Below are 22428 nucleotides of genomic sequence, written 5' to 3' on the forward strand. Positions count from 1 at the left end.
AGGTGGTTCTCGTGACGATCTCCGCACGCGCGAGTGAAGCGAAGTTCGCGGTCGACGTGGTGACGGCCTTCTTCGGCCGCATCGAGGCGATCGACGATGCGGATGCCATCGACCTGACGTTCGGCAATCCGCACGAGCTCGCGCTGCCGGGGCTCGTCTCCGCCATGCGCGAGCAGGTCGAGCCGCAGTCCGACGACTGGTTCGCGTACAAGACGAGCGAGCCCGAAGCGCAGGAGGTCGTGGCATCCGGTCTCTCCGCTGAACTCGGACTCGACTTCGAACCGGCCGACATCGCGATGACGCAGGGTGCGTTCGGGGCGATGTCGCTCGCGCTCGCGTTGCTCGCCGACGCCGGCGACGAGGTGATCATCCCGTTGCCCGGGTGGTTCTGCTACGAGCCGATGCTGCGCGTGGGCGACCTCACTCCTGTGCGGGCGCCGCTCGACCCCGAGACGTTCGACCTCGACGTCGAAGCGATCGCCCGCGCGATCACGCCGCGCACGCGGGTCGTCATCGTGAACTCGCCCGCCAACCCGACAGGGCGCGTCTATCCGAAGTCGTCATGGGACGCGCTCGCGGCCGTGCTCGAAGAAGCTTCCGCGAAGCACGGCCGCCGTATCTGGCTCATGTCGGACGAGCCCTACCGGCGCATCCGGTTCGACGGCATCGACTTCGCGAGCCCCGCCGGCTCGTACCCGTGGACCGTCATCGACTACAGCTACGGCAAAGTCCTCCTCGCCCCGGGCCAGCGGCTCGGATACCTCGCCCTGTCGCCACTCATCCCGGCCGCTGAGCGCGACGAGCTGCGCGAAGCGCTCATGCCCATCGGGCTCGCGATCGGGTGGGGCTTCCCCGACGCGATCATGCAGTACTCCGTGCCCGCGCTCGAGACCGTCTCGATCGACCTCGCCGAGTACACGCGCAAGCGCGACCGCCTCTACGCGGCATTGACGGATGCCTCGTTCGAGGTCACACGGCCCGAGGGCACCTTCTATCTGTGGGGCCGGGCACCCGGCGGTGACGCGGTCGCGTACTGCGATGCGCTCGCCGCCCGCGGCGTCTACATCATGCCCGGGACCCTCTTCGACCAGCCGCGCCACTTCCGCATCTCGCTCACGGGCACGATGGGCATGGTCGAGGCGGCGATCCCGCACCTCGTGGAGGTCGGCGCCGCGCTGCGGGACGGCGGTGTCCGCGCGAGCTGACCGTTCGCGTCAGCCCCGGGCCCTGCGCCCGGTGAAGTGGCGCCGGCAGCGCGCCTGGTACGACTCGATGCCGCCGACCTGCTCACGAGTGGGGACGTTCGGGTCGCCGGCGTCGTCCGGAGCGAGGCGCTGGTGGAACGCGGCATCCGCCCCGCACACCGTGCACACCGCGGTGAGCTTGACGACGTCCTCGGCGATCGCCATGAGCGACGGCAGCGGCTCGAACGGGCGTCCGTCGAACGTCACGCACAGGCCGGCGACGACCACCGTGAGCCCGTCGGCGACGAGCGCGTCGACCGCGGGCACGAGGTCGGCGCCGAAGAACTGCGCCTCGTCGATCGCCACCAGGTCGAGGTCGCCCTCGCGCGCATACGAAGACAGTTCTTCCACAGTCGACACCGCGCGCGACGGCACGCTGAGGCCCGAGTGCGAGCTGACCTGGCCGGCGCCTCGGCGATCGTCGAGGGCGTGGCTGATGACCTCGACCGCGAGTCCCGCGATCTGCGCCCGTCGGACCCTCCGCAGCAGCTCCTCGGACTTGCCGGCGAACATCGGACCGGTCACGACCTGCAGCCTGGGATCGGTGCGAGTGTGCATGGCGCCACCCTACGGCGGGGTCGCGACGTGGGTGCATCGGGGTAGGAAACGCGCCCGAGGGAGGACGGCCGACGCGGCATCCGTCCTACCTCCGCATCATCTCCTACGCTCGTGCCAGCCGACCACCCGCATCGCGCGTCAGCGCGGCATCCGGATCGATCCCGTCGAGCGCCGCCTGGACGTCGTCTTCGCTCGTGACGTCGCCTGCCACCAGCCGCACGCCGTCGTGCGGCTCGGCCTTCTCGACGCCCTGCGGCAGGTCGAGGGCGATGACGGATGCCCCGCGCTCGGCCAGGCTCGCGGCGGTCGCGGCTCCGAGGCCCGAGGCGCCGCCGGTGACGAGGGCAGTCGTGCCGTCGATTCTCATGTGCCTCCTCCGTTGCAGATGGCGTCAACGCTACCGATCGTTCAGGGCCGCATCCCCCGTGCTCATCGTGAGCTCAACCCGTGAGGAGTGGCGATCGCGCTCGGGCACGCCTCTGACAGGCGGGGCCCGTGTCACACTGACCTCGTGAGACTCGTTCAGATCGCCCAGCACGCCGACGACCTCGATCGGGCGGCCGAGTTCTACACCGTGCTGCTCGACCGCACTCCGACGGCGAGGTTCGACCCGCCCGGACTCCTCTTCTTCGACCTCGACGGCGTGCGGCTGCTGCTCGACCGAAGCGCGCCGTCGTCGCTCATCTACCTGCACGTCGAGAACGTGCACGAGGCGATCGAGCGCCTCGACGGGCTGGCCGAGGTCGTCGAGAAGCCGCACGTCATCTTCACGCACGAGGACGACACGCTCGGCCCGGCGGGGCACGAGGAGTGGCAGGCGTTCGTGCGCGATTCCGAGGGGAACCTCGTGGGGCTCGTCGCCTTCCAGCGACGCTGAGCGGCGGCCCCATCCCGCTTGTTCGCTGTGGGCGAACGATCATCTCGTTAGCACTCTCTGGGGCCGAGTGCTAACCTGGTGTCAGTTGAGTCGAGTCGACTCAACTCGGACCCTCAGAGAAGAGAAGGAGACCCCGATGGCGACATACGATCCGTTCCGCGACCTCGACCGGCTGGCGTCGAGCCTCTTCGAGACCGCACGCGGGCCGAGGCGCATGCCCATGGACCTCTACCGCGACGGGGATCACTATGTGCTGACCGCCGATCTGCCGGGGATCGACCCCGGTTCGGTCGACATCGACGTCGACGGTCAGCTGCTGACGATCCGCGCCGAGCGCACACTCCCCTCCGGCGAGGGCGTCAAGTGGATCACGCGCGAGCGTGAGGCGGCGAGCTTCGTGCGCCAGCTCAACCTCGGCCAGGGCATCGACACCGATCGCATCTCGGCCGGCTACAGCAACGGCGTGCTGAGCGTCACGATTCCGGTGAGCGAGCAGGCGAAGCCGCGCAAGATCCCGGTCTCGACCGAAGATGCCCCGCACACGATCGAAGCTCACGAGAGCAGCGAGACCCCACAGCCGATCGAGCAGTAGCCTCGCATCACCACACGCCCCGGGCCCCGCCCGGGGCGTTTCGTGTGTTCGGGCGCGCGTACCCGGGCGAAGCGTGAAAGCGCCGGGCGGAAACGGGGATCGGGCGTCTGGGAGACGTCGCGGAGGCCGATTCAGCCCGGCGCTTTCACCACCGGCGCGCTTGTGCCTGGCGGAGCGGGGTCGCCTAGGATCGACGGAGCCCGAACCGGAACGTCAGCAAGGAAGCCGATGACCGCCGATTCCACCGCGCCCGCGCGCACCTCGCCCACGACCGCGGCCTCCCGTCGTGAGCGAGAGCTCACCGCGCCGGTGTCGCTCACGCGCCCCAACGGGCGGCTCAACACCGACGCGATCGGGTGGGCGCGGCATCCGCTGGTCGACACCTCCGGGATCGGCCGCGGACTCGGCCGGAACAAGCGCTGGGAGTACTGGAACGTCATCACCCCGACGCACATCCTCGCCCTCACCGTCTCGTCGATCGACTACGCCGCGGTGCACGAGGTGTGGGTGCTCGACAGGGTGCGCGAGCGCACATGGTCCCGCAACGCGACGCTGCTGCCCGCGCGGGGCGTCGATCTCGCGCCGCGCCTCGAGGCGGGGCCGGCCAGGGCACGCGCCAAGGATCTCGAGATCGACATCGACGAAGTGGACGGCGGCACGCGCCTACGCGCTCGCATCCCGGGGGCGGAGTTCGACGTCGTCGCGGAGCAGCCGGACGGGCACGAGCGGCTCGCGGTCGTCGTGCCGTGGAGCGCGACGCGGTTCCAGTACACGGTGAAGGACGTCGCGCGCCCGGCGCGCGGGACGCTCACGCTCGACGGCGTGACGCGCGAGGTGCCGGCGGGGCAGTCCTGGGCAGTGCTCGACCACGGCCGCGGCCGCTGGCCCTACGACGTGAGGTGGAACTGGGGCGCCGGTTCGGGCGTCTCGAACGGGCGCGTGATCGGCGTGCAGGTCGGTGGGAGGTGGACCGACGGCACGGGGTCGACGGAGAACTCGATGCTTGTCGACGGGCGCCTGCACAAGATCCACCACGAGCTCGCGTGGGAGTACGACCTCGGCGACTGGCACCGCCCGTGGCGCATCACCGGCGGCGGCCTCGACGCGACGTTCACGCCGTTCTACAACAAGCAGTCGAGGACGAACCTCGGCGTGATCTCGGCGCGCACCGACCAGTGCTTCGGGCACTGGTCGGGCATGTTCCGCGTCGACGGGGGAGAGGTCGTCCACTTCGACGGAATCGCAGGCTGGGCGGAGGACGTGCACAACCGCTGGTGACGGTCCCGGCCTATGCTGACGCCATGCCGGAGTATGTCGTGCCGACCGCGAAGCGCCGTCGCGGGCGACCGCGCGGAGGGTCGTCCGACGCGCGCGACCGCATCCTCGCCGCCGCGGCGGAGGAGTTCGGCGACCTCGGCTACGACGGTGCGACGATGCGCGGGATCGCGGCGCGCGCGGGCGTCGACGCCGCGCTCGTGCACCACTACTTCGGCACGAAGGCGGACCTGCTCACCGAGATCGTCGACGCGCCGGTCCGGCCGGATGTCGACGTGCCCCGCCTTCTCGACGGGCCGCGCGACGACATCGGCGAGCGCATCGTGCGGTACGTGCTCGAGATGTGGGAGCGCCCCGACGTGCAGAAGCGCGGGGTCGCGCTCCTGCGCGCGACCCTCGGCAATCGCCTCACGACACCGCTGCTCGCGGGGTTCCTCTCGCGGGAGCTGATCGGCCGCATCGCCGAGGGGCTCGACGCTCCGGATGCCGAGCTGCGCGCGTCGCTCGTCGCGACGCAGATCGCGGGGCTCCTGCTCGGGCGCTACGTGCTCAAGCTGAAGCCGCTGGCCGGGGCATCCGTCGATGAGCTCGTCGAGTGGATGGGTCCGACCGTCCAGCGGTATCTCACGGAGTGACCGCGGGAGCGGATCGGGCGACCGCCGCCTCGTACGCGGCCTGCAGCTCTGCGAAGACCGAGGGCGTGCCGGGCGGACGCGGGACGCCGAGGTGCTGCTCGCGCAGCTCGTCCATGAACCGGTCCCACAACTCGGGCCCGCCGCGCTCGAGCAGCTCGGCGCGGACGGACAGCTCGTGGCTCGCGGGCAGGTGCCGTCGCCCCCACGACCCGAGGGCGGCCATGACCGGCACGAGCTGCACGCCGGCCTCGGTCAGGCTGTAGCGGATCTTCTGGCGATGCGACTCGTCGTCGGAGCGCCACAGCAGCCCCTGTGCGACGAGCCGGTGCAGGCGGTCGGCGAGGATGTTCGACGCGATGCCCTCCTGCGACCCCGTGAGCAGCTCGCGGAAGTAGTGGCGGTTGCCGAACATGACGTCGCGCAGCACGACGAGCGACCAGCGATCGCCGAGCACCTCGACCGAGAGGTTGATGGGGCATCCCGAGCGGTGGCCTGTCCCCCGAGCATCCGTCATGAATCTGATTGTAGTTTGCAATCGGTACTGCTAGGTTGTCGCACACCGGTTCCACTTTGCAATCAGTTTGGGAGAGACGATGCCGACGCCGACAGAGAGGATCGAGAAGCGGTTCAGCGACCCCGTGGCGACGGCCACGCCGTGGTCCGCGGCGACCGAGCGCCTCGCGCGAGCCGAGCTCGCCTGGATCGTGACCGTGCGCCCCGACGGGCGCCCGCATTCGACGCCCGCCGTCCCGGTCTTCTACGACGGCAAGATGTACTTCCACACCGGTCGCCACGAGGTGAAGCACGCCAATCTGCGGGCGAACCCGAACATCCTCGTGCTCGTGGGCGACAGCGAGTGGGACCACGGGCTCGACGTGATGTTCGAGGGCATCGCGAGGCCTCTCACCGACCCCGTGGCGCTCCGCCCCGTCGCCGACGAGTTCCGCACGCGGTGGGACGGCCGCTGGATCCTCGAGTCGGCCGACGGCGGGCTCGAGTCGCTCGGTGCGCCCGACGTCGACATCGTGGTCTACGAGGTCACGCCCACGAAGGCGCGCGGGCACGCCAAGGGCGAGCCGTTCGGCCAGACGATCTATCGCTTCGCGGATGCCCCAACGCCCGCTCTCACCCAGGAAGGCACTCGATGAAGCTGCTGCTCACGTCGGGCGGAGTCACGAACGACAGCATCCGCTCGGCCCTCGTCGACCTCCTCGGCAAGCCCATCGAGGAGGCGAGCGCCCTCTTCGTGCCGACCGCGCAGTGGGGACAGCCGATGTGCTCGCCCCAGTCCGTGTGGAACTCGACGGCGGGCCGGTGGAGGAACGGCGTCCAGAGCATGGTCGAGCTCGGATGGAAGTCCGTCGGCCTGCTCGAGCTCACCGCGCTGCCGAGCGTCGGGCGCGAGCGGTGGGAGCCGTGGGTGCGCGCCGCCGACGCGCTGCTCGTCGACGGCGGCGAGGCGGTCTTCCTCGCCACCTGGATGCGCAAGTCGGGCCTCGCCGACCTGCTGCCCGAGTTGCACGACACGGTGTGGGTCGGGGTGAGTGCGGGGAGCATGGTCATGACGCCGCGCATCGGCCGCGAGTTCGTCGACTGGCAGCCCGACGGCACCGACGAGACGCTCGGGGTCGTCGACTTCTCGATCTTCCCGCACCTCGACTACCCGGGCTGGACGGAGAACTCGACCGAGAGCGCCCGGCGGTGGGCTGCGAACCTCTCCGGCCCCGCGTATGCCATCGACGAGCAGACCGCGATCCGTGTCGTCGACGGCGCGGTGGACGTGATCTCCGAGGGCCAGTGGGAGCTCCTCAACGCCGCTCCGCAGATCGCTTGACCGGTGGATTCCGCGGGAGCATAATTCACCGCGTGATGAATAAATCCACGGTGCCGGATGCCTCGCCCGCCGTCTCCGTGCGCGACCTGCACGTGCGGCGGGGCAAGACGCGGGTGTTCGAGGGACTCGACGTGGAGATTCCGCGCGGCCGCATCACGGGCATGCTCGGCCCGTCGGGGTGCGGCAAGACGACGCTCATGCGCGCGATCGTCGGTGTCCAGAAGGTCGCCTCAGGCACGGTGACGGTGCTCGGGCACCCCGCCGGCTCGCCGACGCTCCGCCACCGGGTCGCGTACGACACGCAGGCCGCCTCGGTCTACGGCGACCTCACGATCGAGCAGAACCTGCGCTACTTCGCGCGGCTCATCGACGCTCCGCGCGAGCACGTCGACCGCGTCATCGAGAGCGTGGGCCTCGCGGACCAGGCGAAGCAGACGGTCGACTCCCTCAGCGGCGGACAGGAGAGTCGCGTCTCGCTCGCGGTCGCGATGCTCGGGTCGCCCGAGCTGCTCGTCCTCGACGAGCCGACCGTCGGCCTCGATCCACTGCTTCGTGCCGAGCTGTGGGCGGTCTTCCGCACGCTCGCCGAGGAGGGCGCCACGCTCATCGTGTCGAGCCACGTCATGGACGAGGCGCTGCGCTGCGACCGCCTGCTGCTGATGCGCTCCGGTCGCGTGATCGCCGACACGACGCCGCGCGCGTTCCTCGAGGCGACGGGGGAGGAGGACCCCGACAACGCGTTCCTCGCCCTCGTCGAGCGGGCCGCGGCCGCGCATCCGCGGTCCGAGCACCGCCACGGCGACGACACCGGGACGGCGGTGCGGTGATGAGGTTCTCACGCACCTTCGCGACGGCGGGGCGAGTGCTTCGGCAGCTCAGCCACGACCACCGTTCGGTCGCGCTCATGCTCATCGCGCCGAGTCTGCTCGTGGGGCTGTTCGCGTGGCTGTTCGTCGACCAGGAGCAGGTGTTCCAGCTGGTCGGGCCGGCGATCCTCGCACTCTTCCCGTTCGTCGTGATGTTCCTCATCACCTCGATCACGACGCTGCGGGAGCGCCGGTCGGGAACGCTCGAACGCCTCATGACGACCCCCCTCGGCAAGGGCGACTTCATCGCCGGCTACGCGCTCGCCTTCGCCGCGGCGGCCGTCGTGCAGGCTCTCATCACCGTCGCGTTCGCCGTGTACGTGTGCGGGCTCGAGGTCGACGGACCGCTGTGGCAGCTCGGCCTCGTCGCGGTCGTCGACGCGGTGCTCGGGTCGGCGCTCGGCCTGCTCGCGAGCGCGTTCGCGCGCACCGAATTCCAGGCCGTGCAGTTCATGCCGATCATCGTGTTCCCGCAGATCCTGCTCGGCGGGATCATCATGCCGCGCGACCAGATGCCCGATGTGCTCTACGCGATCTCGGACTGGCTCCCGCTCAGTCACGCGGTCGACGCCGTGAACGCCGTCACCGCCGGTGATGAGGAGTGGGAGATCTACGGACCGCTCCTGATCGTCGTCGCGTTCGTCGTCGGCGCGATCGTGCTCGCCTCGCTGACACTGCGGAGGCGGACGCCGTGATCACGGATGCCGGTCTCGCAGCTTCGACGTCAGATCGCGCAGCTGCGCCAGCTCGTCGTCGGAGAGCACCGACATCCGCTCCGCGATCTGGCGGCCGTGCACGTGCGCGATCTTGCGGAACAGCGCCGCACCCTCGGGCGTCGCCTTCACCAGTGCCCCGCGCCCGTCGTCGGGGTCGGGGCACTTCGTGATGAGGCCTCGCGCGGCCATGCGGTCGACGAGCCGCGAGACGCTCGGCTGGCTGATGAGCATGTTGGCGGTCACGTCGCGCAAGCGGGCGGTCTGGTCGTCGCCGCGCGTGACGGTGAGGAGCACGTCGTACTCTCCCTGGCTGAGCACTCCTTCGTCGAAGTCGCGGCTGATGAGCTCGAAGATCTCGTGCTGCGCACGGAACAGGCTCTCCCAGGCGTCGATCGCGAGGCGACGGTCGGTCATGCACACCAGAGTAGGGCCCGAGTGCGACGCCGGGAGAGAGCCCGCGCGGAACCCGCCTCTAGGCTGAGGGACATGTCTGTCTGGCAGAGGGTCGTGGTGGGTGCGATCGCTGCGGCGGTCTCGTTCGCGGGCGTCCTGGGCGGCGCATCCGCCGCGGTCGCGACAGCGACGGATGCGCCGACCGCCGCGAGCGCGAGCACCGACGTCGAGGCGTTCACGTTCGAGAGCCTGGACGTCGTGTACACGCTCGGGCGAGCCGAGGACGGCACGAGCACGCTCGAGGTGGTGGAGACCTTCGTCGCGGTCTTCCCCGACTTCGACCAGAACCGGGGCATGCGGAGGGCGATCCCCGACTCGTACCAGGGCGCGCCGCTGCATCCGCGTCTCATCTCGATCACCGACGAGAACGGTCAGGAGCGGCCGTCCGAGGTCGACTCCGAGGACGGCGTCTACATGATGACGTCCCGTGCGAACGACTATCTCCGCGGCCGGCAGACGTTCGTGTTCACGTACACGCTCGAGAACGTCACTCGATACTTCGACGATGTCGGCGCGGACGAGTTCTACTGGGACGTCAACGGCGTCGATTGGAGGCAGCCGTTCGGCCGTGTCTCGGCGACGCTCATCGTCCCGCCCGAGCTGTCCGAAGCGCTCACCGGGCAGCAGGCGTGCTACCAGGGGTACCAGGGCTCGTCGCAGCAGTGTGCGGTCACGGCGGCGCCGTCCGCCGACGGCGGCGCGACGGTCGTGGCCTCCGCCGACCAGCTCGCCGCGTTCCAGACGATGACGATCGCGGTCGGCTTCGAGCAGGGGACCTTCACGACGTTCGACTCCACGTACCTCGCGTCGCCGTGGGGCTGGGCGCAGGGCATCGCGGCGCTCTTCGCGGGGGGCGGGGTCGTCTTCGCCGCAGTGACGAGGTCGCGCAAGCTGCGCGACGCGCCCGGTCGGCCGACGATCATCGCGGAGTACACCCCTCCGCGGCCCGTCGACGCCCTCGAGAGCGCGGTGCTGCTCGGTCGATCGTCGAAGGCGATCCCGGCGGAGGTGCTCGAGCAAGCGGTGGTCGGCAGCATCCGAATCGTCGAGGGCAAGCGCTCGTGGACGGGCAAGGCGAAGCTGCGGGCCGTGCTCGTGGATCCGTCCCGGGCAGACGGCGATGGGCGGATGCTCCTGGACGGCCTCTTCCCAATGGGAGTGCCCGGCGAGGAGTTCGAGTTCGGGCGCACCGACACTCGCTTCTCGAAGGCCGCGCAGGCGATCATCAAGGCTGCGAACAGCGAGCTCGACCGCCGCGGACTCCGGCGCCGCGTGCCGTGGACGGCGCGCGCGCTGCCGGTGGTCGTCGTCCTCGTGGCGGCTGGCCTCGTGGCGCTGTTCGGCTTCGCAGCCCTCGACTCGTTCGTCGCCGCCTGGGGGCCGATCCTCGTCATCATCGCGGCCGGTCTCGCGGTCGTCGCGACGATCGGGCTCGTGTCGCACAAGCCGCTCACCGCCGAGGGCGCCGAGGTGCGCGACCACCTGAAGGGGCTCAAGGAGTTCATCGAGTGGGCGGAGGCCGACCGCATCCGCATGCTCCAGTCGCCCCAAGGCGCGGAGCGCGTGCGGATCGACCCGAACGACCCGCGCGAGATGCTCAAGCTGTACGAGACGCTGCTGCCGTATGCGGTCGTCTTCGGGCAGGAGCGCCAGTGGGCGGAGCACCTCGCGGTGCTGTACGGATCGGAGGGGAACCCCGGCTGGTACTCGGGGACGAGCGGCTTCAACGCCGCCGCGTTCTCGGCCGGCATCGGGAGCCTCTCGGCGAGTGCATCGGCGTCGTCGTCGACGTCGGGCGGCTCGGGCGGCGGCGGCTCGGCCGGCGGTGGCGGCGGTGGCGGAGGTGGCGGCGGGGTCTGATACCGCCGGCCTCGCTTAGCCTGGAGGGGTGAGCGCGTACGTTTCGGCGTTCGAGCTGTTCTCCGTCGGCGTAGGACCCTCGAGCTCCCACACGGTCGGTCCGATGCGGGCGGCCCGTGACTTCGCCGTGCGCCTGCGCGAATCGGGCGCCGTCGACCGCACGGCCCGAATCCGCTGCACGCTCTACGGCTCGCTCGGCGCCACCGGCATCGGCCATGGGACGCCCGACGCGGTCGTCGCCGGGCTGCGAGGCGACGATCCCGCGACAGTGGATCCGGACGCCGTCCGCCGCGCGTGGAGCGACTGGCCCGACGGCGGCGTGCTCACGCTCGCAGGCGCGCGGGCCGTGCCGTTCGAGAAGCACGACATCGAGTTCGCGCCCCGGATGCGGCTGCCGGGGCATCCGAACGCCATGACCCTCGTCGCGCTCGACGTCACTGGCGGCACCCTCGCGGAGGAGACGTACTACTCGATCGGCGGCGGCTTCATCCGCCGTGACGGCGAGCCGTCCCGCGTGTCGGCGCGACCCTTCCCGCTCGCGTTCGACAGCGCCGAGGAGCTCCTCGCGCTGTGCGACGAGCGCGGACTGACGATCGCCGAGGCCGCGCGCGTCAACGAGCAGGCGCTGCGCTCCGAAGAGGAGGTCGCCGCGGGTCTCGACGCCATCTGGGACGCGATGGCCGGATGCATCGACGCCGGCCTCCACGCCGAGGGCGAGCTCCCCGGGGTCATGCGGGTAAAGCGTCGCGCGGCCGCGATCCGCGCGCAGCTCGAAGAGGCGGAGGCCTCCGGCCACCGGGAGCTCCCGGGGGAGTGGCTCGGCGCCTTCGCGCTCGCGGTCAACGAGGAGAACGCCTCGGGCGGGCGGGTCGTGACCGCCCCGACGAACGGCGCAGCGGGCATCCTCCCCGCGGTGGCGATGTACTGGTGGCGGTTCCTCGCCGACTCCGGCATCGGCGCCGACAACGCGGTCACGCCGCACGGCCCGCTCGCGGGCAGCGCCCTCTTCGGGTTCGGAGGCTCGCAGCCGTCCGGAGATGAGCCAGCGGACGACCACGCCGAGGACCTCTACGTCGAGGCGAACCGGCGGCGGGGCATCCGTCGATTCCTGCTCACGGCGACCGCGCTGGGCTCGCTCTTCAAAGCGAACGCGTCGATCTCGGGTGCCGAGGGCGGCTGCCAGGCCGAGGTCGGATCGGCGTGCGCGATGGCCGCCGGCGGGCTCACCGCCGTCATGGGCGGCACCAACCGGCAGATCGAGAACGCGGCCGAGATCGCGATGGAGCACCACCTCGGCCTCACGTGCGATCCGGTGGGCGGGCTCGTGCAGATCCCGTGCATCGAGCGCAACGCGATCGCCGCGTCGACGGCGGTCACGGCGGCGCGCCTCGCGCTGCGCGGCGACGGCTCGCACTACGTGTCACTCGACGCGGTCGTCGAGACGATGCGCCAGACCGGCATCGACATGTCGCACAAGTACAAGGAGACGAGCGAGGGCGGGCTCGCGGTGAACGTCATCGAGTGCTGAGGGCCGGGCGGGGCATCCGTTTCAGGTCGATGGGTCGGGATCGCGCCGCACACCCGGGCAAGAGTAAGGGCCGGTCGGAGAGGCTACCGACCGGCCCTTGTCCCTTGCACCAAGAGTGTCCTGCAATCACATGCCGGCAGCTGCCACAGCAAAACAACTACCGTGCTTGCACTCTATAACGGCAAGGTAACGACGGCAAGCGTTTCCCGTTATCTTTCTGTGATTCTGCGTCGTGCCGTCAATATGTATATCTGTTGGATCTTGACGTCATTCAATATAATCAGTTATCGTTTGGCTCGTCCCGGCGTCGTAGCCGGAGGCTCGGGCTCACCATCAACGGAGATACGGATGACGAAGCGTGGACAGCTTGCTGTGATGATCGCGGCCGGACTGTGTCTGTCGGTGGGCATCGCGGTGCCCGCGGCAGCGTCGACCACCGAGGACGCGGACGTGGCGTTCGACGCGTTCGTGGATGCGTTCTGGGACCCGACGAAGAAGTACTTCTTCACCAACAGCGACCACGTCATCGACCCCGCCCACGCCTACGGCCCCGAAGACGGGCTCTACACCGACTTCTGGTGGGAGGCGCAGCTGTGGGAGACCGTGATGGACGCGTACCAGCGCACCGGTGACCCGGACCAGCGGCAGATGATCGACGACGTCTACGACGGCTTCGTCGCCTACCACCCCGACTTCGAGAACGACTTCAACGACGACATCGGCTGGTGGGCGCAGGCAGCGATCCGCGCCTACGGCCTCACCGGTGACTGCCGGTACCTCGAGCGCTCGCAGGAGCTCTTCGACGGCATCTGGGCGGAACGGGATGCCACCTACGGAGGCGGGATCTGGTGGCGCAAGGATCCCCGAGACCAGAAGAACGTCGCCACCAACGCTCCCGCCTCCATCACCGCGACCCGCCTTTACCAGGCCACCGGAGACGAGAGCTACCTCGACAGGGCCGAGGAGCTCTTCGCGTGGGTCGACACCCATCTGCAGGCGGGCGGGCACGTCTACGACCACCTCGAAGGTCCCGGCGATGGAACACTCGTGAAGTGGGACTTCACCTACAACTCCGGCAACTACATCGGAGCCGCCGTCGCCCTGTACGAGGCGACCGGCGACAGCACGTACATGGACAAGGCGATCGCCGCCGCGGATTGGACGACGACCCACCTCACCAACGGCGGCACCTGGAACAACGAAGGCATCGACGACGGCGCCGGCTTCAAGACGATCCTCATTCGTCACCTGACGAACCTCGCGACCGTCCACGGCCAGACGCAGTATCTGCCGCTGCTGCAGGCCAATGTGACACAGGCGTGGGACCACCGGCGGGCCAGCGACGAATTGGTCGGCGCGAACTGGTCGGCGCCCACCCCGGAGGGTCGCATCCAGAGCCTGACGGCCGCTGCGGCAGCCAGCGCGCTGCAGGTCGTACCCTTCAACGGGTACAGCGGGCCGCAGCCGGGCACCGGCATCCACGACGCCGAGAACGCCGTCACTACTCAGCTCGGTGCCGAGAGCTCGAGCGAGGGCTTCCTGGGCCGCGGCTACCTGGCCGGATGGAACAGCGATGGGCAGGCCGTGACGTTCCACGTCAACACCGCCGCCGCCGGTGCGCACGAACTGCGCCTGAGGTACGCCGCTGCCGCAGGTGAGGCGACGCGCCGCATCGTGGTCAACGGCGTCGAGGTGGGCGGCAACCACCGGTTCCCCGGAACGGGTTCGTGGTCGACGTGGGCCGAGACCGACCTCGACAACGTGGACCTTCTCGCCGGGCACAACACCATCCGCATCGAGTACGCCAGCGCTTCGGGCAGCAGCCAGTACCTGAACCTCGATCGGCTCATCGTGTCGCGCCAGTTGGAGGCCGAGAACGGGACCCTCCACGACGTCGGCGTCGAGTCCAACCCGAACGGCCACACCGGAGACGGCTACATCGCCGGATGGAACGGCGCCGGGCAGTGGGTCGACCTGACCACCTCTGTCGAGAAGGCCGGCCGGTACGACGTCGCGTTCCGGTACTCCGCGGGCGCGGGTGACGCATCCCGCTACCTCTTTGTGAACGGGGTGGGAGTCGTCGCCGACCAGGCGTTCCCCGGAACCGCTTCGTGGGACGCGTGGCGGACGGTCACCGTCCCGAACGTGCCGCTGGAGGCGGGCGAGAACACCATCTCGGTGATCTTCGAGCCAGGCAACGGCAGCCGCAACTGGCTGAACCTCGACCACCTCACCCTCCGATACGTTCACGACGCGCCGGCACCCGTGGAGGTCCCCTCGCCCCCCGCGCTTCCGCCCGGCACGTGCGGTGAACCCTCGGATGGTGCGACCGAGGCGCCAGGGCAGGGCGTGCTCAGCTCCGACAACGGCTGGGACACCGGCCTGCACGACGGCGCCTACAACATCACCATGAACCTGTGGTGGGGCAGCAACGCCCGCACGTATCGGCTGTACGAGAACGGGCAGCTCATCGCCGAGCGGGCACTGACCCCCGCGTCGCCCGACGCCCAGCAGGTCGTCGAAGCGATCGCCGGACGGACGGACGGCGAGTACGTCTACACCGCGGAACTGGTGAACTCGAAGGGCACGACCTGGGCGCAGCCGGTGACCGTCACGGTCCGAGACGCGAAGCCCGGCACGCCCGCGCTCAGCCACGACAACTGGGATGGCGACGGCACCTACGCCTTGACCGCGAACCTGTGGTGGGGCACCAACGCCACCTCCTATCGGTTCCTCGAGGGAAGCACCGTGCTCGCCGAGGGCACTCTCGCGGCCTCGACGCCGGCAGCGCAGGCTGTGAGCCACGAGGTGACCGGATCCACTCCGGGTCAGCACACCTACACGGTGGAGTTCACGAACGCGGCCGGCACGACGCTCAGCCAGCCCGTCAACGTCACCGTCTCTCCCTGAACCCCGTTCTCACAGCAGCAAGGAGTCCCGTGGATCTCTACTCACCGGCCGTCGCTGAGCGCCTCTTCGCCCAGATCGGCGAACGCCTTGGAGATGAGGTCGCCGCCGTCTTCCGGCGGTGCTACCTGGACACTCTGGACAGGACGATCCGGATGCTCCCGGACGGGTCCGTTTTCGTGGTCACCGGTGACATCCCGGCGATGTGGCTTCGCGACTCCACCGCGCAGCTCACCCCGTACCTGCACTTCATAGCCGATGATCCGCAGCTGGCCGAGACCGCGCTGGCCGTGTCGCGCCGCCAGCTCGAGTTCATCCGGCTCGACCCGTACGCGAACGCGTTCAACGCCACCGCCAGTGGGGCCGGCCACCACACCGACCAGACCGAGATGTCATCGTGGGTGTGGGAGCGCAAGTACGAGATCGATTCGCTCGCCTATCCGATCCAGCTCGCGCACGATCTGTGGAAGCTCACCGGCCGCACCGACCACCTCACCTCCTTCCTCGACGCGGCTCGTCTCGTCGTCGACCTGTGGGCGACCGAGCAGCACCACGAGCAGAGGTCGCCTTACCGGTTCCAGCGGTTCGATGGCGCACCGACCGACACCTTGGCACGCGAGGGCCTGGGCGGACCGGTCGCCGTCACCGGGCTGACGTGGTCCGGCTTCCGGCCCAGCGATGACGTGTGCGCGTTCCACAACAACGTGCCGGCGAACATGTTCGCGTTCGTCGAGCTCGGGCACATCGCCGAGATCGCCACGGCGGTGTTCGACGACGACGGCCTCGCCGGCAGCGCCCGCGCACTCCGTGACGAGATCGGTCGGGCCATCGCCGCACACGGCACCGCCACCTCACCCAGCGGCGACACGATCTACGCGTACGAGGTCGACGGTCTCGGCGGGGTGCTGCTCGCCGACGACGCCAACACCCCGAGCCTGCTGTCGCTGCCGCTGCTCGGCTGGTGCGCGGTGGACGACCCCGCCTACCTGCACACCCGGCGGTTCGTGCTCAGCCCCGACAACCCGTTCTACTTCACCGGCACCGCCGCGGCCGGCGTCGGAAGCCCGCACACCCCGCCCGGCATGATCTGGCCGATCGCGCTGGCCGTACAGGGTCTGACAGCGCGCGACGACGAGGAGAGCCGCGACATCCTCGCCGTGCTGATGCGCACCCATGCCGGGACCGGCTTCATGCACGAGTCGTTCCATAAGGACGACCCCGACGCCTTCACTCGCGAGTGGTTCTCGTGGGCGAACGCGATGTTCTGCGAGCTCGTGCTGGAGGTCGCGGGCCTGCGCACCCACCGGCGGATCCCGGCGGAGGCGGTGACGCGATGAGCGCGCTCGTCGAGGTCAACCAGACCGTGCTCGCGGAAGAGGAGACGCCCCTGCGCAGGTGGCGTGGTCGTGGTCGACGGACGGTGAGGGACGACACCGCCGGCGTCAGCGCCACGCGACGTCAGCAGACCATCAACGCCTGGCTGTTCCTGGCCGTGCCGATCGTGTTGTTCGTCCTCTTCCTGCTGATCCCGATCGCGATCGCGCTCGTCGCGAGTTTCACCGACTATGCCGTGATCGGCGACTTCGAATGGGTCGGCGTCAGCAATTACATCCGCGTGTTCGAAGACCCCATCTTCTGGATCGCGCTGCGCAACACGGCCTACTACACGGCGCTGTTCGTGCCGCTCGGGCTCGTCGTCGCGCTCGGAACCGCGCTGCTGCTGAACCGCAGCGCCAAGGCGGTGCGTGTCTTCCGCACGCTGTTCTACATCCCGGTCATCTCATCGACGGTCGCGACCGCGTCGATCTGGTTCTGGCTGCTGAACCCCCAGTACGGCCTCTTCAATGTCGTGCTGGGCTGGTTCGGCATCAAGGGGCCCGCGTGGCTGTACGACTCGCAGTGGGCGATGATCGCGATCGTGCTCATGAGCGTGTGGGCCGGGTTCGGCGCGAACATGATCATCTTCCTGGCGGCCCTGCAGGGCGTGCCGCGCGAGCTCGTCGAGGCGGCGCGCCTAGATGGCGCGAGCAGCTGGCGCGTGTTCTGGCACGTGACGCTCCCCGCGATCTCGCGGACGACGTTCCTCATCACGACGCTCCTGCTGATCGCCGCGTTCCAGGTCTTCGACCAGGCCTACGTGCTGACGAAGGGCGGTCCGGGCAACTCGACGCTCACGCTCGTCTACTACATCTACGACCGCGGGTTTGGGCGCCTCGAGATGGGGTACGCCTCCGCGCTCTCGTTCATCCTCTTCCTGATCATCCTCGTGTTCTCGCTCGCGAACGCACGCATCACCCGAAGCAAGGCGGTCTGACGATGACGACCACTGCCCTCACCGCGACCTCGCTCGCGAGCCCCGCGCGCCGGACCGCGCAGCGGCGGCGATTCATCGGCACGGGTGTCTGGTACATCGCCGTCATCGCCGTGAGCATCTCGACGGTGCTGCCCCTGATCTGGACGCTGTCGACGTCGCTCAAGCCCGAGGCCGAGATCCTCTCAAGCCACCTCGAGATCATCCCGCGCACGCCTACTCTCGAGAACTACCTCGCGCTGTTCGTCGACGGGCCGTTCGCGCAGTACCTCACCAACTCGTTCATCCTCGCCGTCGGCGGCACCATCACGAACGTGTTCTTCGGCAGCCTCGGCGGCTACGCCCTGGCCAAGCTGAAGTTCCGGGGACGCGTGGCCGTGTTCGGCTCCTTCCTCGCCTCGATGATGATCCCGGCGATCGTCACGATGATCCCGACCTTCCTCGTGCTGCGCTACTTCCCCCTCGCGGGCGGCAACGACATCTTCGGCCAAGGCGGGCGCGGCTTCATCAACAGCTACGCCGCGGTGCTCATCCCTTTCGCGGCTGGGGCGTTCGCAGTGTTCTTCATGAAGCAGGTCTTCGAAGCGCTCCCCGACGAGCTCGGTGACGCCGCCCGCATCGACGGGGCGAGCGAGTTCCGCATCTTCCGCAGCGTCTACTTCCCGCTCTCCACCGCGGGGGCGGCCGTCCTCGGTGTGCTCACCTTCCAGGCCGGGTGGAACAGCTTCCTGTGGCCGCTCATCGTGCTGAAGGATCCCGCGATGCTCACCGTGCAGGTGGGACTGGCCGCCTACGTCAACGAGTACGACACCGACTACGGGCCGCTCATGGCGGGGACCATCGTCACCAGCATCCCGGTGCTCATCGTCTTCATCCTCGCCCAGAAGTACATCGTCCAGAACTTCGCAAGCTCCGGCACGAAGTGAAGCGTTCGGAGTCGCCGCCCGGGCGCTCCGGCATCCCCAACACCCAACACCCACCACCAAGGGAGAACTGCACATGAGAAGGACATCCCGTCAGATCATCGGGGTCGGCGCCGTCGCCGTCCTCGCGGCCGGACTCGCCGCCTGCTCGGGCGGTGGAACGCCGACCGGCGACTCCGGCGGTCCCGAGAAGGTCGTCTTCTGGGGCTCGTGGTCGGGCGATCAGGTCGCCCAGCTCGAGGCGCAGGCCGACGCGTTCAACGAGGCGCAGGACGAGTACGAGGTCACCTACGTCGCGCAGGAGCTCGTCGAAGAGCAGCTGCTGACCGGCCTCGCTTCCGGCGACGTCCCCGACGTGGTCCTCTGGGACCGCTACAACACCCCGGTGTACGTTCCCAAGAACGCGCTGGCCCCGCTCGACGAGTACATCGAGGCGGATGGCGTCGACCTCGGCCAGTTCTACGAGCAGGCCCTCAGCGAGCTCGTCATCGACGACGTCACGTACGGCATCCCGCTGCTGGTCGACAACCGGTCGCTCTTCTACAACACGGCCGCCCTCGAGGAGGCCGGTGTCGAGCCGCCCACGACGTGGGACGAGCTGAAGGCGGTCGCGGAGGCGACCACCGTGGACGAGGGCGGCACGCTCACCCGCGCCGGGTTCCAGCTCAACGACCCGGGGCTGTTCAACATGTGGCTGACGCAGGCCGGTGGCCAGATGTACGGCGACGACGAGCAGACGACGGCGTTCAACAGCCCCGAGGGGCTCGCCGTCCTCGACTTCTGGCAGAGCCTGCTCGACGCCGGCGTCTACGAGCTCGGGTTCGGCGAAGGCGTCGACGCGTTCGCCGAAGGCAACGTGGCGCTCAAGCTCGACGGTCCGTGGGCGCTCTCGGGGCTGGATGTGGCCGGCACCGAATACGGCATCGTGCCGCCGCCGACGGGTCCGAACGGCGACAAGGGTGCCGGCATGGGCGGGTTCGGCCTCGTGATCCCGCAGGGAGCGAAGAACGCCGACGGGGCGTGGGAGTTCATCAAGTGGTGGACCACCGAGCCGGAGAACGGCGTCTCCTTCGGCGAGATCTCGGGCTGGATCCCCGCGAATATCGAAGCGGCCAACGACCCGTACTTCACCGACAACCCGAAGTACGCCGCGTTCATCGAGACGCTGGAATTCGCGAAGGTGCGCTCCCGCATCCCCGGCGCATCCGACGTCGAGGGCAAGGCCCTGATCCCGCAGCTCGAGCGCTTCCTCGCCGGCGAGATCACCGCCGAGCAGGCTCTCGCCGAGGCGCAATCGTTGGGCGACCAGATCCTCGCCGACAACCGCTGATGCCGTCGGTGCGGCGGGTGGGTGAAGCCCGCCCGCCGCACCGCGATCTCCCGATCCTTCCAGGAGCCCGTATGACCACCGTCCAGCAGTTCACGTGGGACGAGCGCGCCACGATCGCGCAGCTCAGCCTCGACCACTTCTTCGGCGTGGAGGGACCGCAGCTGCTCAACAACAGCCACCCCGCCGGCGACAACACCACGTTCAACTACTGGTGGCTCGCGCACCTCATCGACGCGCGGGTCGACGCCTTCGAACGCACAGGAGATCCGGCGTGGCTGCGCAAGGCGGAGGCGGTCTACGCCAACATCCTGGAGCGCAACCAGGGGTCGCTGTTCAACGACTACTTCGACGACATGCTCTGGTACGCCCTCGCCATCCTGCGGCTGCACGACGCGACCGGCGAGGCACGCTACCTCTCCGACGCCAAGAGCATCTGGACCCACGTCGTCGACTACGGCTGGAACGATCAGGGCGGCGCCAGCGTGGCCTGGCGCAAGCAGCAGCCCTACTACAAGAACACCCCCGCAAACGGCCCGTTCGTGATCCTCTCCGCGAGGCTCTCCACCGGTGACGCCGACAGCCGCTACTTGGACTACGGTGTCTCCGCCTACCGGTGGCTGACAGACACGCTCGTCGGGCCCGACGGCTTCGTCGAGGACGGCATCAACCGGGAGCAGAACGGCGAAGTGGACCTGCACTGGCGATTCACCTACAACCAGGGCCTGTATGTCGGCGCAGGGGTCGCTCTCGCCCAGGCCACCGGCGATCGCCGCTACGTTGCCGACGCCACCCGCACCGCACTGACGGCGCTGCGAGAACTGTCCGACGGCGAGCTCTTCCGCGAAGAAGGCGCGGGCGGCGACGAGGGACTCTTCAAGGGCATCTACTACCGCTACATCGGCACTCTGCTCGACGAGCTCGACCCCGCAGCCGAGGCGGCCGTCACGCTCGAGCAGTTCGTCCGAGCGAGCACCGACGCCCTGTGGGCGCATTCCCGCGTCGGGGATTGGCTGCTCGCCGGAGACGATTGGTCGCAGCCGGCCCCGGTGAAGGTGGACTTCTCCACCCAGCTCAGCGCGATCATGGCGCTCGAGCTGCGCGCCCGCCGCGAGCGCCGATGACCCCGCCGTCGCCTCCTGTGGCGTTGGCCCTCGAGATCGGCGGCACCAAGGCGGAGTCCGCGATCGTCACTCGAGGGGGCGGCATCATCCCGGGCTCACGCGCCCGGTGGGTCACCGGACCGCGGTGAAGCCCGCAACCCGTCCTGGCGACGCACCGCTCGTCGAAGCCGCCGCCCTCGCATTCACCTCGGCCGGATACGACCCCGTGCTAGATTAAATATGTTCATTGCAGAAGGGGGCACGACGGGAATGGTGGCGCTGTACCAGCGGGTCTACGACGAGATTCGCGCTGCCATCGAACGCGGAGACTATCCGGTCGATCACCGGCTCCCCTCCGACGCCGAGCTCACCGAGATCCACGGGGTGAGCACGATCACCGTGAAGAAGGCGCTCGACCTCCTCCGAAACGACGGCTTCATCACCCGCCGGCCACGGGTGGGGACGACGGTGATCAGCGATGTCGCGACGGCAGCGCCGCACACCCTCACCCACCCGCTGGTGGGCTTGGTCGTGACGAACTTCGATGACACGTTCGGCACCCGGATTCTCGGCGGGCTCCTGGATCGCGCGAACGCCAGCGCCAACCTCCTGGTCAAGCGCAGCCTGGGCGACGCATCCGCCGAGGACAAGCTGATCCGGTCTCTGGTCGAAGGCGGCGTACGCGCACTCATCCTGCAACCCAGCTCCTCGATCTATGTGCCGCCGGCTGTGCTGGAGCTGCTGCCCAAGGACTTTCCCGTGGTCATCCTCGACCGCGTCTTCGACGCCGTGCCCATCTCCACCGTCTGCTCCGACAATGTCGCGGCGGGGCAGCAGGCGACCGAGTACCTCTTTTCGCTCGGTCACGAGCAGATCGGTCTCGTGAGTTCCGACAGCACCGTGTCGACCTTGCGCGATCGCCGCGACGGCTACATCAAGGCCCACGCAATGCACCACATCCCGCACGACGAGGCCAAGGTGTTCGACCTGGTCCACTCGACGACACCGGGAAGCACGGCGACCCCCGCCGAGGACGTCGACCACCTCACGGCCTACCTTCGTGCGCACCCCGAGCTCACGGCCGTCGTGGCGACCGAGTACAACATCGCCGCCCTGCTCCGCGACGCGGCTGCGCGCCTTGGCCGCGGCATCCCGCACGACCTGTCGGTCGTCTGCTTCGATCACCCCGACGCGTTCTACGACAGCGCCCAATACCGCTTCACCCACATCAGGCAGGACCAGGAAGGCATGGGTGCCGCCGCCGTCGACCTCGTCCTGGAACTCATCCGCGACCCGCACGCGGTGCGGAAGATCACGCTGCCCACGGAATTGGTGGTCGGTCAGTCGACCCGCCCCGCACGCGACCGGGATTGAGCACGAACCGGAACTGGGCGGGGAACCACACGTACCGCGCACCGA

General features: G+C 69.2%; 22 protein-coding genes. 18 read left to right on the plus strand and 4 right to left on the minus strand.

Annotated features, from left to right (window positions below; translation table 11 throughout):
- Nucleotides 1–11: 11 nt before the first annotated feature.
- A complete protein-coding gene (locus tag BJ991_RS05420; protein WP_179488156.1) occupies nt 12–1205 on the plus strand; it encodes an aminotransferase class I/II-fold pyridoxal phosphate-dependent enzyme in 1194 nt (397 codons plus the stop codon).
- A gap of 9 nt (nt 1206–1214) precedes the next feature.
- Here the strand turns inward: BJ991_RS05420 and BJ991_RS05425 are convergent, their stop codons facing one another.
- A complete protein-coding gene (locus BJ991_RS05425; RefSeq protein WP_179488158.1) occupies nt 1215–1802 on the minus strand; it encodes a thymidine kinase in 588 nt (195 codons plus the stop codon).
- Between the two features lie 103 nt (nt 1803–1905).
- The gene (locus tag BJ991_RS05430) at nt 1906–2169 is read right to left on the minus strand and encodes an SDR family NAD(P)-dependent oxidoreductase (RefSeq protein ID WP_179488161.1); all 264 of its coding nucleotides are present in this window, start codon (nt 2167–2169) and stop codon (nt 1906–1908) included.
- Between the two features lie 144 nt (nt 2170–2313).
- Between BJ991_RS05430 and BJ991_RS05435 the strand changes: the two genes are divergently transcribed.
- From BJ991_RS05435 to BJ991_RS05450, 4 genes are all read left to right on the plus strand, one after another.
- Nucleotides 2314–2679, plus strand: a complete 366-nt coding sequence (locus BJ991_RS05435; protein WP_179488163.1) for a methylmalonyl-CoA epimerase — start codon at nt 2314–2316, stop codon at nt 2677–2679.
- Between the two features lie 136 nt (nt 2680–2815).
- A complete protein-coding gene (locus tag BJ991_RS05440; protein ID WP_179488165.1) occupies nt 2816–3271 on the plus strand; it encodes an Hsp20/alpha crystallin family protein in 456 nt (151 codons plus the stop codon).
- A 228-nt stretch (nt 3272–3499) separates the two neighbouring features.
- Complete coding sequence (locus BJ991_RS05445) at nt 3500–4549, plus strand: DUF2804 domain-containing protein (protein ID WP_179488167.1); 1050 nt, start codon at nt 3500–3502, stop codon at nt 4547–4549.
- 23 nt (nt 4550–4572) lie between these two features.
- Nucleotides 4573–5181, plus strand: coding sequence for a TetR/AcrR family transcriptional regulator (locus tag BJ991_RS05450; RefSeq protein WP_179488169.1), 609 nt, complete (start codon nt 4573–4575; stop codon nt 5179–5181).
- Here the strand turns inward: BJ991_RS05450 and BJ991_RS05455 are convergent.
- On the minus strand, nt 5171–5695 hold the full coding sequence (locus tag BJ991_RS05455; RefSeq protein ID WP_179488171.1) for a winged helix-turn-helix transcriptional regulator: 525 nt from the start codon (nt 5693–5695) through the stop codon (nt 5171–5173). The genes BJ991_RS05450 and BJ991_RS05455 overlap by 11 nt on opposite strands.
- Nucleotides 5696–5774: 79 nt before the next feature.
- On the opposite strand from BJ991_RS05455, the gene BJ991_RS05460 reads away from it, so the two are divergent.
- Genes BJ991_RS05460 through BJ991_RS05475 form a run of 4 tightly spaced genes read left to right on the plus strand, consistent with a single transcriptional unit; the run spans nt 5775 to nt 8576 of the window.
- Nucleotides 5775–6329 (plus strand): pyridoxamine 5'-phosphate oxidase family protein, encoded by a 555-nt coding sequence (locus tag BJ991_RS05460; protein ID WP_179488173.1) that lies wholly within the window; start codon nt 5775–5777, stop codon nt 6327–6329.
- Complete coding sequence (locus tag BJ991_RS05465; protein WP_179488175.1) at nt 6326–7015, plus strand: Type 1 glutamine amidotransferase-like domain-containing protein; 690 nt, start codon at nt 6326–6328, stop codon at nt 7013–7015. The genes BJ991_RS05460 and BJ991_RS05465 overlap by 4 nt, the downstream gene beginning before the upstream one ends.
- Nucleotides 7016–7050: 35 nt before the next feature.
- On the plus strand, nt 7051–7842 hold the full coding sequence (locus BJ991_RS05470) for an ABC transporter ATP-binding protein (protein WP_179488176.1): 792 nt from the start codon (nt 7051–7053) through the stop codon (nt 7840–7842).
- A complete protein-coding gene (locus BJ991_RS05475; RefSeq protein ID WP_179488178.1) occupies nt 7842–8576 on the plus strand; it encodes an ABC transporter permease in 735 nt (244 codons plus the stop codon). The genes BJ991_RS05470 and BJ991_RS05475 overlap by 1 nt, the downstream gene beginning before the upstream one ends.
- On the opposite strand, the gene BJ991_RS05480 is transcribed toward BJ991_RS05475, so the two are convergent.
- Complete coding sequence (locus tag BJ991_RS05480; RefSeq protein ID WP_179488179.1) at nt 8577–9011, minus strand: MarR family winged helix-turn-helix transcriptional regulator; 435 nt, start codon at nt 9009–9011, stop codon at nt 8577–8579.
- Between the two features lie 72 nt (nt 9012–9083).
- Between BJ991_RS05480 and BJ991_RS05485 the strand changes: the two genes are divergently transcribed.
- The 9 genes from BJ991_RS05485 to BJ991_RS05525 all read left to right on the plus strand — a co-directional run bounded on the left by BJ991_RS05485 (nt 9084) and on the right by BJ991_RS05525 (nt 22383).
- Nucleotides 9084–10910, plus strand: coding sequence for a DUF2207 domain-containing protein (locus BJ991_RS05485; protein ID WP_179488180.1), 1827 nt, complete (start codon nt 9084–9086; stop codon nt 10908–10910).
- Nucleotides 10911–10938: 28 nt separating this feature from the next.
- The gene (locus BJ991_RS05490; protein ID WP_179488181.1) at nt 10939–12438 is read left to right on the plus strand and encodes an L-serine ammonia-lyase, iron-sulfur-dependent, subunit alpha; all 1500 of its coding nucleotides are present in this window, start codon (nt 10939–10941) and stop codon (nt 12436–12438) included.
- Between the two features lie 348 nt (nt 12439–12786).
- Nucleotides 12787–15348: a glycoside hydrolase family 76 protein gene (locus BJ991_RS05495; RefSeq protein WP_179488182.1), complete on the plus strand. Its 2562-nt coding sequence runs from the start codon at nt 12787–12789 to the stop codon at nt 15346–15348.
- A gap of 29 nt (nt 15349–15377) precedes the next feature.
- Nucleotides 15378–16682: a glycoside hydrolase family 125 protein gene (locus BJ991_RS05500; RefSeq protein WP_179488183.1), complete on the plus strand. Its 1305-nt coding sequence runs from the start codon at nt 15378–15380 to the stop codon at nt 16680–16682.
- On the plus strand, nt 16679–17659 hold the full coding sequence (locus BJ991_RS05505; RefSeq protein WP_179488185.1) for a carbohydrate ABC transporter permease: 981 nt from the start codon (nt 16679–16681) through the stop codon (nt 17657–17659). The genes BJ991_RS05500 and BJ991_RS05505 overlap by 4 nt, the downstream gene beginning before the upstream one ends.
- Nucleotides 17660–17661: 2 nt before the next feature.
- The gene (locus BJ991_RS05510) at nt 17662–18582 is read left to right on the plus strand and encodes a carbohydrate ABC transporter permease (RefSeq protein ID WP_179488187.1); all 921 of its coding nucleotides are present in this window, start codon (nt 17662–17664) and stop codon (nt 18580–18582) included.
- 73 nt (nt 18583–18655) lie between these two features.
- Nucleotides 18656–19909 carry an ABC transporter substrate-binding protein gene (locus BJ991_RS05515; RefSeq protein ID WP_179488189.1) on the plus strand — a complete coding sequence of 418 codons (1254 nt, stop codon included), beginning with the start codon at nt 18656–18658 and terminating at the stop codon, nt 19907–19909.
- Between the two features lie 71 nt (nt 19910–19980).
- A complete protein-coding gene (locus BJ991_RS05520) occupies nt 19981–21030 on the plus strand; it encodes a glycoside hydrolase family 76 protein (protein WP_179488191.1) in 1050 nt (349 codons plus the stop codon).
- Between the two features lie 249 nt (nt 21031–21279).
- Nucleotides 21280–22383 (plus strand): GntR family transcriptional regulator, encoded by a 1104-nt coding sequence (locus BJ991_RS05525; RefSeq protein WP_179488193.1) that lies wholly within the window; start codon nt 21280–21282, stop codon nt 22381–22383.
- Nucleotides 22384–22428 lie beyond the last annotated feature (45 nt).

The organism is Microbacterium immunditiarum, assembly GCF_013409785.1.
Lineage (GTDB): Bacteria > Actinomycetota > Actinomycetes > Actinomycetales > Microbacteriaceae > Microbacterium > Microbacterium immunditiarum.